The following is a 12565-nucleotide window of genomic DNA, read 5'->3' as shown; positions in this document are numbered from 1 at the left end:
GCGACCCGGGGCGGCGCCTCGGGTCGCGGCCTCGACCGGATGGGGCAGCGCTGTCCGGGTGCAGTGGAAGAGCCCCGTCACGTCGACCCGGGTCATCGGTGAGGTGCGACCCCTGCTCGCCGGGCGAGGATGCACCATCAGCCCTGGAGTGCGGCTACGGACCCTGGACGAATGTGCGCGATCCTTCGACCGGAAGTCGCCGGCGATCCATGCGGGGTGCGGTATCAGTGCGGCGCGCTGAGGTAACGCTCCAAGCCCACTACTTCGATTCTTTCGAAGACGATGGGACTGATTGCTGCGGAGATTGCACCACCGATTGCCCCGAGAACAGCCACGGTCGACTCATCCATGCCCGGAATGTCGCGGAGACCTGCGTATGCGCCGAGAACTGCGCCAACCATCACCTGTGGTCGGGGGTCGCCTTGCTCGACGATGTCCGCGAGCGCCACCGCGAGGGCGCTGGCGCCGGCCCGCTGCTTGATCTTGGTTGACTGCTCCGTGACATCGGCACCCTCGAAGGCGAGGCGACCGAGCTCACGCAGGTCCTTTACCTCCTCCTGGGTAAGGCCGACAGTGGTCAGCCGCAGGAGGTGATAGTGAAGCCTCTGTTGTTGGACGTCGCTGTGGATGAAGCTGCGCACGAAGCCGAATTGTGCACCGGCCTCACGGGAAACGTCCTCGGAAATGGTCATGGACGTTCGCCACCCTTTCGTCAATTGCTCAGGAGCGCCGGGTCGTATCGGCGCTGTCTTGCGCACTGCTGGACGGGATACGGAAGCCGGCGCCGTCGGCCGAGGGGCTGACGGCCAAGCAGGGGGTGTTTCCGGGACACCGTGAGCCGCGGGTGTCGCCTCAGGCGGTGATGCGGTCCAGGGCGGCGTCGCCCGACTCGCCCTTGTATGACAGCAGGTACGACACATCGCTCACCTGGACGGGGGCGAACGAGGTCCACCCCGGCGTCCACTCCTGACGCCGGGTTTCCGTGAGTTTCATGCCAGGAGAGTCTCACTTTGAGTGCATTCGGGATCAAGCGACCGAATGGGCGGATCTCCGAACCCACCCTCCCAGCCGGGCGGACCGGCACGGCCAGGGTCCGTCGCCGAACTCCAGGGCGACGCAACCGGCGACCGCTGGGAGGCACCACGGCCCGGGCGCTCAGTCCCGGCTACGCCGCGGATGCTCCTGGACGAAGTGACCGGGCCCTGAGGGCCTTCCCTAAGGCCGCCACGGGACGCGGTGCTCGGCCAGATGGGCGAGGACCGAGTGGTTCGCTTCCCAACCATCTGGGAATTTGACCGTTACGCCCAGTTGGACCGGTTCTGTTGAGGGATGGTCGTCCAGCAGCTCCGCTATGCCCGCCCGGGCCACCACCACGCACGCGTGCCGGTGCCGGGAGGCCAGCACGCACAGGCGGCCCGTCTCCAGGTGGAAGGCCGTCGCGTCCGGACGGCCCGACAGCGGGTGGAGCACCACCGTGAGGTCGTACTCGCGGCCCTGGAGCCGGTTCGCCGTGTCCACCGTGACCCCCGTGACCCCGAGCGAGGCCAGCGCCGCGCGGACCGCGGCCGCCTGGTCGCGGTGCGCCGTGCCCACCGCGATCCGGTCCGCCGTCAGCGGCGCCGGATCGGGAGACTGCTCGTCCGAGGTCACCGCCCCGCGGTCCAGGGCCCGGCGGACCACCAGGGCCACCGCCCGCACCGCCTCCGGGTCCGTGCGCGGGGTGTGCCGCGCCGGCAGCTCCAGCAGGCCCCAGCCCGCCTCGGCCGCCTCGTCCAGCACCCGGTCCGGGCCCGACCCGTCCGAGGGCACCCCGTACGACAGCCGCCGCTCGCCCGGGCCCGTACCGCTGCGGAACTGCGTGTACGGGTAGAAGGCGCGGGAGACCAGCGGCGCCGCCGTCGCCGGGAGCCGCCAGGACACCGGCAGCCGGTGCTGCGGCAGTTGCGGGTTGTGCGCGAGCAGGGTGCTCACCGCCGAGGCGGAGGGGTCGTAGGACAGGCCCGCCCACTGTTCCGCGCCGACCACGCTGAACGGGTCCAACTGCCCCGGATCGCCCACGAACAGCGCCCGCTCGAACAGCCCGGCCACGGCCAGCAGCGCGTCCGAGCGCATCTGGTACGCCTCGTCGACGATGGCGTGCTGCCAGGGCTCCACGTCCTTGACGAAGGCCCACTTGGCCGCCGTGGAGATGGTGATCGGCAGCTCCGCCAGGTCCTTAGGCTTGGCCGACAGGGTCACCGAGGGCAGCTCGCGCAGCGCCGGGTCGTAGGCGTCCCCGTCACTGCTGTGCAGCCGGCCCACCTTCAGCTCCGGGTCCTTGTCGGCGAGACGCAGCACCAGGTCGTCGACCTGCGCGTTGGTCTGCGCCACCACCATCAGGCGGCGTCCGGCAGCGGCCAGCTCCCGGGCCGCGCGGACCACGAGCGTGGACTTGCCGGCTCCGGGCGGGGAGTCGACGACCACGCCCCGCTCGGTCCCGTGCAGGGTGTCGGCCAGGATCGCGGCGGTCGCCCGGGCGGCCGCCGCGCCCGGGTCGAAGGGGGCGGTCGTGGTCACAGCAGGTCCTCGTCGGTCACGGAGTCGGGCAGGGGAAGGGCGCCCGCCGATCCCGGCGGGCCACCGTGCGTCCACGGGGTCTGCTCGGGCTCCGGGAGTTTCGGGCCGCCGCGCGCGTCGTGCTCGAAGAGCGTCCAGCAGAGCTGATCGCCCTTCTCCGGGACCGTCCCCGGCTCGGGGTCCCGGCCGCGGCCCATCTTGTCCAGGAGACGCAGCACCAGCCGCCCGTCCTCCTCGAAGCGGACGAACTGCGCGCTCTGCGGGCGCCCGTCCAGCGAGCGGAACACCTTCCCGCCGCCCTCATCGGCGAGCTGCGGCCGGTCCTCCGTCACCACGGTCACCAGCGGGCGCGGACTCGGCCGCTTCGACTCCGTCCACTCCATCACCACCTCGGTGACCTCACCGGCGAAGGCCTCGCCCGTCAGCCGACGGCCCGCCATCACCAGGGGGTCGTCCAAGGCCTCCTGGGCGTCGAGCCGCACCTGTTCGGTCTCCCGCGTGGCCAGCTTCTGGGCCGCCGTCACCGCGTCGTCGCGGCGCGGCTGCGGCGGCTCGCCCGCCCGTACGCGGTCCCGGTGGCCGGTGTAGGACCAGCGGTCGCGCGTCCAGCGTTCCTCCGCGCGCTCGCCCGGCGGCAGGGCGCGCAGCAGGTCGATCGCCTCCCAGGTCTTCCACCAGGTGCCCGACAGCTGGGATTCGACCAGCCGGTGCACCTCCTGCTCGGCCGCCCGGACAGGGCGGTCGTCGTCGCCGGGGCCGGCCGCGAGGGCCGTGCGCGCGGCGTCGTAGCGGGCGATGGAGGGAGCCAGCAGCTTGTTGTCGAAAGCCGGGTCGGTGGCCGGACCGGCGGGCGGGCACAGCAGCTGGCCGTCCTTGTCACGGCCCAGCTCGGCCCGGTGGGCCTCCTCGGCGCCCGACCGGCCCGCGGGCGGATCGATCCAGCCCAGGAGCGCGCCCAGGTGCTGGTCCTCCAGATTGCTCTGGCCGGTGGCCCAGTGCCGGGACAGCAGGTCGGTGGCCGACAGCAGCATCGAGGAGCCGGGCACCCGCGCGCGCTCGGCGAGGTGGGTGAACCAGCGGCCGAGCATCGGTACCTGCGAGGGCGCCGGATACGGATTGTCCGGGTCCTCCTCGGCGGTGCGCCGGAACCGCATCGAGCGCCCCAGCAGCCGTACGTACTCGATGCCCGCCCGGCTCGGCACGATCAGCTGCGGCGCGTCCACGCACAGCTCGGTCTCGACCTTGACCCGCTTGCCCGTCTCCGGGTCGGTCTCGCTGCGTTCGGCCGGCTCCACGACGTCCGCGTACGCGTCGATGTGGGCTAGCGCCTGCACGGCGAGGTCCGCGAGGAAGGCCCAGCGCCGGTCGCGGTCGCGCGGCTGGGGTATCACGAACACCCGCGGCTCGTGGCGGTCGGTGCCGACCATGGCGCCGAGCGGGGCGCCCGCCTCACCGGCCGTGGTCAGCGGCACGAAGACCATCGGGCGCTCGCTCAGGTGGCGGTGCCGCACGGTCGCGAGCGGCTGGGCGCGGCCCGCGCGTACGGCCTCCAGCCGGGCCAGGGTGCTCAGCAGGGGCATGCGGGGGTCTCCGGGACGTGGTGCGGCGGACGGGCGGCGGCCAGTTCCAGGGCCTCGGCGCGCAGCCGGGCGGCGCGGTGCAGCGCGGCGGCGGTCGGATCCTCGGCGCAGCCGGCCCCGGCGGCCGCCGCGAGGGCGGCCTCGACCGTGGTCAGCGCGCCCAGCTCACCCCGTACCGACCGGCCCAGCGCGGTGACCTGGTCGGCGGCGCGGGCCCGGTCACGGCAGTGGAAGGCGAGCTCGCAGGCGGCCAGGCACTCGGGGGCGTAGGCGGCGTCGACCGCCGACACCGCCAGGGCGAGCTCCTCGGCGGTCCGCGTCGCCGGGTCGAAGCTGAGGCCCTCGGGCAGGGCGGCGGCCAGCTCCTCGACGCGGGTCAGCCGGTCCAGCTGGCGGCGGGTCACGGAGCGCTCGCGGCGGATGTCGACGGGGGAGGCGGTGGGCAGGTTGGAGAAGTCCTTGGGGCAGACCAGCAGCACGGTGTGCCCGACCTCGGCGCCGGGCAGTTTCGCGGCGGTCTTCTCCAGGGCCAGGACGTAGACGGCGGCCTGCCGGGCGGCGGCGCCCACCTTCGCGGCGTCGGCGGCGCCGTCGATCATCGGGAACGACTTGATCTCCACGACCGTCCAGCGGCCGTCGGGGTGGACGACGACGGCGTCGGGCTCCAGGTAGGCGGGGGAGCCGGCCACCTCCAGCGCGAGCATCGGGTGGTCCAGCAGTGTCCAGGCCCCGCTGTCCAGGCCGGCGGCGGTCGCCTCGCGCAGGGCGAGCGCGGTCCGGGCGGCGCGGCCCTCGGGACCGGCGGCGGTCAGGTCGGGGACGCGGGCCCCGGCCCCGGGGGACCCGGGGGGCTCGGCGGCGGGCGCGAGGTGCGCGTGCACCAGCCGCAGCAGCTCGGCCCCGCCGTCGCCCTTGACCTTGGCCTCGAAGGAGTTCCCGCGGACTATGGCGAACTGCGACTGCCCGAAGGAGGCGGGGGAGCCGAGCGCCGAGGCGAGGGCGGTCTTGTCCACACCGGCGCCGTCGAGCAGGGCGCGTCTGCCGCAGCCGGGATTGGCGGCGAGGGCCGCCAGTGCCCGGGCGTCGAGCGGACGGGGCGGCACGGCGGGGCCGCGCAGACCGGCGAGCCGCTGCCGCAGAGTCGTCGGCTGCGCGGGGCTGCTGGGCGGGTAGGAGCTCACCCGCGGAAGTGTCCCATCCGCCACTGACAATCGTGGACCTAGTGCGGAAACCGGCCGTGGGAGCGGGTGATGGATGATGGACGGACCTCGAACGAACCGGGAGAATTCACATGGCCCCCCGCATCCTGCTGGCCCGCCACGGCCAGACGGCGTGGTCCCAGCTCGGCAAGCACACCGGACGCACGGACGTGCCGATGCTGGAGGAGGGCAAGCTGGGCGCGAAGCTGCTCGGCGAGCGGCTGGCCCGTGACCCGTGGCGGGGGCTGCCGGGCGTGGAGGTCCGCACCAGCCCGCTGGTGCGCGCGAGCGAGAGCTGCGACCTGGCGGGCTTCGGCGCCCGGGCCGAGCCGTGGGACGCGCTGATGGAGTGGGACTACGGCGACTACGAGGGCATGACCCCGGCCGAGATCCAGGCCGTCCGGCCGGGCTGGCTGATCTGGCGCGACGGGGTCCCGGGCGGTGAGTCCGTGGCGGACGTCGCGGCCCGCGCGGACGAGGTGGTCGCCTGGGCCCGCTCGGCGGAGCGCGACGTCCTGGTCTTCGCGCACGGCCACATCCTGCGGACGCTGGCCGCGCGCTGGCTGGGCTTCGAAGCCTCCTTCGGAGCCCGCATCCGGCTGGAGCCGACCTCCCTCTCGGTCCTGGGCTGGGCCTACGGAGCGCCGGCGCTGGAACGCTGGAACGACACGGGTCACCTCGCGTAGCGGCGCGGGCCCTGCCGGCTGCCCTGCGGGCGGCTCGGCGGTATGCGGCTCGGGCCGTCTGCCGGGTGCTGCCCGGACCCGCGCCTCAAGCGCCGGCGGGGCTGAAGGTGCGGGTCCGTGCCTCGGTGGGTGGCGGGTTTGTCGGCAAGGCGTCGGGGTGGGGTGCCGTGGCGGGGTGTCTCCTCGGCTCGGCGCGTGCGGGTTTGTCTCGGCTGTGCGCGGTGGTTGCGCGCTCGTCCTGCGGGGACACCCCGCCCCGTCCCCCCGCCCCTCGGGCCGTCTCTGTCGGAGCCCTGCCGTGGGGCGGGGACACGCAGGAGGGTCCCCGCAGGACGAGGCGCGACCGCGGCCGTCTGGCCGTGACAAGCCCGCGCGCGCCGAGCCGAGGAGACCCTCGTGCGGGGTACCGACCCACACCACCAAGCCCCGCCGGCGATTGAGGCGCCCCACCCGGGCAGGGGAGCCGCCGTCGAGCCTCGTCAAACGGCCGCGTGGCGGGTCAGGAAGGACCCGACCCTGGGGCTGCGCTGGTGGGGGACGAGGGTGCCGGCCGTTTCCGAGAGCATCGACCGGACCCGCGTCGACTGGACCTCCGCCAGGAGGTCCAGCACGCGGCCCCCCGCCCACGCGGCCTCGTCCGGGGCACCCGCGCGGGCCAGGTCGCCGGCCAGTTCGGCGGTGTAGAGGGCCACGTTCCGGGCGAAGTGCGGGTCCTGGAGGTCGGCGGCGCGCCGCGCGTGCCGGGCCGCGCGGGCGTGCTCGCCGAGGGCCGACCAGCAGCGCGCCTTCAGGAACTCCAGCTCCGCCTGCCCGAAGAACGACATCCACTCGGGGTCGGCGTCCGACTCGCCGCGGGAGAACTCCGTGTGCGCCCGGGTCAGCGCCTCCTCGCAGGCCTTGCGGTCGGCCAGCCCCGCCCAGCCGCCCGCCTCCCGCAGTGCGAGCAGGGACAGCAGCCGCGGGGAACCGAGGGAGCGGGCGGCGCGGCGGCCCGCCTGGGCGGCCCGTACCGCCTCGCGGGAGCGGCCGCAATCCCGGGCCAGGAAGGCCATGTTGCTGAAGGCGTGCGCCTCCAGGCCCGCGTCCCGCGCGACCCGGGCCGTCGCCAGGGCCTCCGCGTAGTGCGAGCGGGCGTCGTCGAAGCGGCCCGAGTCGTGGGCCAGCCAGCCGACGGAGACGGCCAGTTCACCGGCGCCCGAGTGCAGCCGGTCCTCGGTGGACTGCCGGGTGGCTCCCGCGTCGAGCAGCGCGTAGGCGGTGCGCAGGGGTTCGGCGGCCCGCCGGTACAGGGCGTCGGCGCCGTGCCGGTCGTCCAGCAGGCGGATCTGGCGTACCGCGTCCTCGACGGCGGCGGCCTCGGACTCGCCGGCGCGGGAGGGGAGCCGGCGGGTGTCGCCGAGCAGGGTGAGGCTGAGCGTCGCGGCCGCCACGGTCGCGGAGCCGCCCGCCATGAACGCGCGACGCAGCACGTCGCTCTCCTTGGCACTGGAAGGGGAACGGTGGAAGGGGACGGAGAGGGGATCGCGCTGGGCCGAGCGCCCACGGACGCTCTCGCGGGGGGAGAAGCCCAGATCGGCCAGGGCGCGGCCGGGGAACATGTGGAGGAAGACCCGCTCGTAGGCGTAGTTGGGGCAGCGGATCTCGCCGGACTCGACCCGGCCGATGTAGCGCGCGTCGCAGGAAACCGTTTCTCCGATCTCCTTCGCGGCTCGGCGTACCAGGGCCGCGAACTCGGCCGGGGAGTGCTGCCCGCGCAGCCGCCGGAACGTGGAGTTGGGTGAGTGGGGGGACGCCGCCATGGACGTGACCTCTCTGGCAAGGAACGCAGCACCGGTGCTGTGACTGGGGGTCCGGCGCGCATGAACGTACCGCCAGCGAGGGGGTGTTCATGCGATGTTTAGCTACAAAACGGATATCTCACCCGCGATCCGCCATGAACTGCCATCCTTTGCGGCGTCTTGCCACCGCACCCGTTGACGTTCCCGTGCGTTGAACCCATGCGGATACGGATCGAGGAGGGGTTCCCTTGTTGGAGGGCGGCATGGAGAGCACTGGAACGAATACCGCGTCCGAGCCCGGCGCGGCCCCGGACCTGGACCTGGTGACCGTTCCCACCCGGCAGGGGCTGGAGGCGGTGGACATCATCCGCCGCGCCGCCAGCCAGGCCGGCGGGGTCGGGCCCGTCCTGCACGACGGATCCGGCGACACCCTCGGCTTCCTCGTGCCGTCCGGCACGGCCGACGCGTGGGACCTGCCGGGCAGCGCGTGTACGCAGACCAACGGGCGCGGCATGCGCTTCGGCGACGCCGCCTCGCCCGCCGCGGGCGCCACCGGCTGGCTGCTCCCGCCGGAGGCCGTCGGGCCGGTCACCGATCCGGAGGTGCTGCGGGCGGCGCTCGGCGAGGCGGCCCGGCTGATCGAGGCCGCGGACAACTGCCGCTGACCCGTCACCCCGCTGACCGGTGACAATGGGGTGGTGGCAGGCAAGGACAGGAACAAGGGCAAGCAGCGCGGACGCGGCAGCGCCGAGGCGGTCGTCGGTCAGGTGGACGGCGGCCGGGCGGAGCTGGAGCCGGACCGGGAGCGGGCCGGCGCCTGGACCCTGCTGATCGACGGGGCCCCGCAGTCGCACGTGGACCTGAACGATCCCGGGTACCTGGACTTCGCGTACCAGCGGCGGATCGGCCACCTGATCGACCTCGTCGCGCCCGCCCGGCAGCCCCTGAACGTGGTGCACCTGGGCGGCGGCGCCTTCACCCTCGCCCGCTACACCGCCGCCTCCCGCCCCCGCTCCACCCAGCAGGTCGTGGAGATCGACGCCGCCCTGGTGGCCTTCGTACGGGAGCACCTGCCGCTGGACCCCCAGGCGCGGGTGCGGGTCCGGGCGGTGGACGCGCGGGCGGGCCTGGCCAAGGTCCCGGACGGCTGGGCGGACCTGGTGATCGCGGACGTGTTCAGCGGGGCGCGTACCCCGGCGCACCTGACGAGCACCGAGTTCCTGGACGACGTACGCCGTGCCCTCGCGCCCACCGGGTGGTACGTGGCCAATCTGGCGGACGGTCCGCCGCTGACCCATCTGCGGAGCCAGATCGCGACGGCCGCGTCCCGGTTCACGGAGCTGGCGCTGGCCGCCGATCCGGTGGTGTGGCGGGGGAAACGGTTCGGCAACGCCGTCCTGGTGGCGGCCGACCGCGAGCTGCCCGTCGCGGAATTCACCCGCCGGGTCGCGAGCGACCCGCACCCGGGCCGGGTCGAGCACGGCCGCGCCCTGGCCGACTTCGCGGGCGGCGCGGCCCCGGTCGCGGACGCCTCCGCGGTGGCCTCGCCGCAACCGCCGCCCTCCGTCTTCCGCTAGACCGTCTCTTTCGCGACCGGCACCGGGCCCGGACCGGGGGCCGCGGGGTGGCCGCCACCGGAGCCGTGGTGTTCGGCGAGCAGCCGCTTGCGATGGCGGCTGCGGCGGACGGCGGACGGCGGACGGCGGACGGCGGTGACGAGGGCGAGGACCTCCTGGATGGTGCGCGCGGTCGGACCCCGCTTGATGAGACGGCCGTTCGGTGTCCGTCTCGGCACCAGCGCCTCCGCCCAGTAGGCCGGCGCCAGGCGGCCGAGGCCGGCGACCGGGTGGCCGGCGAGTTGCTCCCACGTCACGGAGTCGAGGCCCGCCGAGGCGGCGGCCACGGCGTACAACACGCGCTCGGTGATCCCTCGCGGAGAGGGGAGCCGTACGGTGTGGGCCGGGATCCGAAGGGGTCCCGGCCGTTCCCGACCGGGCCGGGGCGGTCTCGGCGGCCGCCTCAGGGGTCGACGATCTCGACCATCGGCGGGTGGTCGTGCCAGGTGCAGAAGACCGACACCTCGCGGCCGTCCTTGGTGAAGGTGACCCGGATCCAGAAGTCCTGCTTCCACACCTGCATCCGCCAGTCGGCCGCCGGGGTCGCCGAGACCAGCTCCGCGGAGGACGCGCCCAGGGAGAAGACGACCCGGCCGCCGGACACGGGATAGGCCTGCACCTTGCCCGCGTCCTGGCCCTCCGTCCGCTGGTACGGGCCGGGGGTGGCCGACGGCTGCGGGGACTTCTCCGGGGAGGCCCCGGCGGTCGGCGACGCTTCCGGGGCGGGCGACTCCGAGGGCGACGGGGACGCGGACTCCGAGGGGGACGGGGACGGCTGCGCGCTGTGCGTCGACGAGGACAGCGGATGGCCGGTCAGGGGTACCGCGAGCGGCGGATCGTAGGCCGTTCCCGACATGACGGTGTGCACGCCCCACCACGACAGCGTCACCGCCGCGCCGGTCGCCAGCATCCAGGCCATGGCATGAAGAAGTCCTCGTCGCATCAAGGCACATACTGCACCACCCGCCACAAGAGTGGCCCGACACCCCGCTGAGTCGCCCGGATGGACTACGGTGCGGGCCATGGCAAGTGTGCTCGTGGTCGAGGACGACCAGTTCGTACGTTCCGCCCTCATCCGGCACCTGACCGAGGCCTCGCACACCGTGCGGAGCGTCGGCACGGCCCTGGAGGCCCTGCGCGAGGTCGCGCACCACCGCTTCGACGTGGTCATCCTCGACCTCGGACTGCCCGACCTGGACGGGTCCGAGGCGCTCAAGATGCTGCGCGGCATCACCGACGTACCTGTGATCATCGCCACCGCGCGCGACGACGAGGCGGAGATCGTCCGGCTGCTCAACGACGGCGCCGACGACTACCTGACCAAACCTTTCTCCGTGGAGCACCTCTCCGCCCGGATGTCCGCCGTCCTGCGCCGCGCCCGGGCCGCCGCCGGCGCCGAACCGCCCTCGCGCGTCCTGCGCGTCGGCGGGCTCGCCATCGACCCGCTGCGCCGCCAGGCCGAGCTGGACGGGGCCGTACTGGACCTCACCCGCCGGGAGTTCGACCTGCTGGCCTTCCTCGCCGGCCGGCCCGGGGTGGTCGTGGCCCGGCGCGAACTGCTCGCCGAGGTCTGGCAGCAGTCGTACGGGGACGACCAGACCATCGACGTCCACCTGTCCTGGCTGCGCCGCAAACTCGGCGAGACCGCCGCCCGGCCGCGCTACCTGCACACGCTGCGGGGGGTCGGGGTCAAGCTGGAGCCGCCCCGGTGAGCGCGCGATGAGATGGGCGCTCGTCAAGGTGTGCCTCGCGGTCACGGCCATGGTGGTCGTGGCCTTCGCCGTGCCGCTGGGCCTCGTCGTCCAGGAGATGGCCAGCGACCGGGCCTTCTCCAACGCCGAGCGGCAGGCCGCCAGCATCGGGCCGACGCTGTCCATCACCACCGACCCCGTGCAGCTGCGCAAGGCCGTGGAGTCCACCCAGATGGGCGCCGCCCGGCGGATGGCCGTCCACGTGCCCGCGATCGGCGACAGCCCGCCGGTGGACATCGGCCGGGGCCGGGCCGGGGAGCGCGCCGTCGCGGAGACCCGGCGGATGGGACGGGGCACGACCGCCTCGGTGGCGGGCGGCGGCTCGGCGCTGCTCCAGCCGACGGCGCTCGGTTCCGGGGACATCGCCGTGGTGGAGATCTTCGTACCGGAGAGCGAGGTCAGCAACGGCGTCGCGACCGCCTGGCTGGTGCTCGCGGGCGTCGGGCTGGCCCTGATCATCGGCTCGGTCGGGGTCGCCGACCGGCTCGGCGCCCGGCTGGTCCGGCCCGCCGAACGGCTCGCGGACGCCGCCCACCAGCTCGGTGAGGGCAGGCTCGGCGCCCGGGTGCCCGAGGACGGGCCGAAGGAACTCCGCTCGGCGGCCGCCGCGTTCAACGCGATGGCGGACCAGGTCGTCGAACTCCTCGCCAACGAGCGGGAACTGGCCGCCGACCTCTCGCACCGGCTGCGGACCCCGCTGACGGTGCTGCGGCTCAACACGGCCTCGCTCGGCGACGGTCCGGCGGCCGAACAGACCCGGGCCGCCGTGGAGCAGCTGGAGCGCGAGGTCGACACGATCATCCGTACCGCCCGGGAGCAGCGCCCGGCCACCGGCCCGGGGGCCGGGGCGGGCGCGGGCTGCGACGCCTCCGAGGTCATCCGCGACCGGATGGCCTTCTGGTCGGCGCTCGCGGAGGACGAGGGCCGCGAGGTGCGACTCGCGGGCGTGGACCGTACGGTACGGATCCCCGCGGCGCGGCCCGAACTCGCCGCCGCCCTCGACGCCATGCTCGGCAACGTCTTCCGGCACACCCCCGAGGGCACCCCCTTCGCGGTGGACGTCCACGACGCGGGCGACGCCGTCATCGTGCTGGTCTCGGACGCGGGTCCCGGCATCTCCGACCCGGACGCGGCCCTGCGCCGCGGCAACGACGGCGGCCGCGACGGCTCGACGGGCCTCGGCCTGGACATCGTTCGGCGGGTCGCGGAGTCGACCGGCGGCGACGTACGGCTTGGGCGCTCGGTGCTCGGCGGGACCGAGGTCCGGGTCTGGATCGGCCTGGACGGCCGGAGCCTCGGCGGTCCCGGCACGGGACGGACCGGGCGCGGCCGACGCGGCAACCGACGTAACCGGGGGCGCGCCTCGCAGGCGTGATGCCACCGCCTCGGTACGGTCCGC

Annotated in this window: 13 protein-coding genes; 5 read left to right on the top strand and 8 right to left on the bottom strand. The window is 74.4% G+C overall.

Translation table 11 applies throughout. The features are described from left to right. Positions 1-224: 224 nt before the first annotated feature. The 5 genes from ACFY04_RS04320 to ACFY04_RS04300 form a co-directional block, all read right to left on the bottom strand. Positions 225-692, bottom strand: coding sequence for a hypothetical protein (locus ACFY04_RS04320; protein WP_389114136.1), 468 nt, complete (start codon positions 690-692; stop codon positions 225-227). Between the two features lie 160 nt (positions 693-852). Then, positions 853-993, bottom strand: coding sequence for a hypothetical protein (locus tag ACFY04_RS04315; RefSeq protein ID WP_389114135.1), 141 nt, complete (start codon positions 991-993; stop codon positions 853-855). A 222-nt stretch (positions 994-1215) separates the two neighbouring features. Continuing rightward, positions 1216-2556 (bottom strand): AAA domain-containing protein, encoded by a 1341-nt coding sequence (locus ACFY04_RS04310; RefSeq protein ID WP_389114134.1) that lies wholly within the window; start codon positions 2554-2556, stop codon positions 1216-1218. After that, positions 2553-4136, bottom strand: a complete 1584-nt coding sequence (locus tag ACFY04_RS04305) for a hypothetical protein (protein ID WP_389114133.1) — start codon at positions 4134-4136, stop codon at positions 2553-2555. The genes ACFY04_RS04310 and ACFY04_RS04305 overlap by 4 nt, the downstream gene beginning before the upstream one ends. Then, complete coding sequence (locus ACFY04_RS04300) at positions 4124-5317, bottom strand: hypothetical protein (RefSeq protein ID WP_389114132.1); 1194 nt, start codon at positions 5315-5317, stop codon at positions 4124-4126. The genes ACFY04_RS04305 and ACFY04_RS04300 overlap by 13 nt, the downstream gene beginning before the upstream one ends. A gap of 110 nt (positions 5318-5427) precedes the next feature. Between ACFY04_RS04300 and ACFY04_RS04295 the strand changes: the two genes are divergently transcribed. Further along, complete coding sequence (locus tag ACFY04_RS04295) at positions 5428-6021, top strand: histidine phosphatase family protein (RefSeq protein ID WP_314252622.1); 594 nt, start codon at positions 5428-5430, stop codon at positions 6019-6021. A 479-nt stretch (positions 6022-6500) separates the two neighbouring features. On the opposite strand, the gene ACFY04_RS04290 is transcribed toward ACFY04_RS04295, so the two are convergent. Next, positions 6501-7820, bottom strand: coding sequence for a tetratricopeptide repeat protein (locus ACFY04_RS04290; RefSeq protein WP_389114131.1), 1320 nt, complete (start codon positions 7818-7820; stop codon positions 6501-6503). A gap of 242 nt (positions 7821-8062) precedes the next feature. On the opposite strand from ACFY04_RS04290, the gene ACFY04_RS04285 reads away from it, so the two are divergent. Further along, positions 8063-8464 carry a hypothetical protein gene (locus ACFY04_RS04285; protein ID WP_389114130.1) on the top strand — a complete coding sequence of 134 codons (402 nt, stop codon included), beginning with the start codon at positions 8063-8065 and terminating at the stop codon, positions 8462-8464. A 33-nt stretch (positions 8465-8497) separates the two neighbouring features. Continuing rightward, entirely contained in the window at positions 8498-9376 is an 879-nt protein-coding gene (locus tag ACFY04_RS04280) for a spermidine synthase (RefSeq protein WP_389114129.1), read from the top strand. On the opposite strand, the gene ACFY04_RS04275 is transcribed toward ACFY04_RS04280, so the two are convergent. Next, the gene (locus ACFY04_RS04275) at positions 9373-9714 is read right to left on the bottom strand and encodes a hypothetical protein (RefSeq protein ID WP_389114128.1); all 342 of its coding nucleotides are present in this window, start codon (positions 9712-9714) and stop codon (positions 9373-9375) included. The genes ACFY04_RS04280 and ACFY04_RS04275 overlap by 4 nt on opposite strands. Before the next feature lie 104 nt (positions 9715-9818). Then, on the bottom strand, positions 9819-10358 hold the full coding sequence (locus ACFY04_RS04270; RefSeq protein WP_389114127.1) for a hypothetical protein: 540 nt from the start codon (positions 10356-10358) through the stop codon (positions 9819-9821). Positions 10359-10437: 79 nt separating this feature from the next. Between ACFY04_RS04270 and ACFY04_RS04265 the strand changes: the two genes are divergently transcribed. Beyond that, entirely contained in the window at positions 10438-11127 is a 690-nt protein-coding gene (locus tag ACFY04_RS04265) for a response regulator transcription factor (RefSeq protein ID WP_030010722.1), read from the top strand. Between the two features lie 7 nt (positions 11128-11134). Beyond that, positions 11135-12541 carry a sensor histidine kinase gene (locus tag ACFY04_RS04260; RefSeq protein ID WP_389114126.1) on the top strand — a complete coding sequence of 469 codons (1407 nt, stop codon included), beginning with the start codon at positions 11135-11137 and terminating at the stop codon, positions 12539-12541. The last annotated feature ends 24 nt before the right edge of the window (positions 12542-12565 follow it).

It is taken from the genome of Streptomyces sp. NPDC001549 (assembly GCF_042894025.1).
Taxonomy (GTDB): Bacteria; Actinomycetota; Actinomycetes; order Streptomycetales; family Streptomycetaceae; genus Streptomyces; species Streptomyces kutzneri.
Note: the sequence above shows the minus strand (reverse complement) of the source record. Positions and strands in the feature narration are given on the sequence as shown.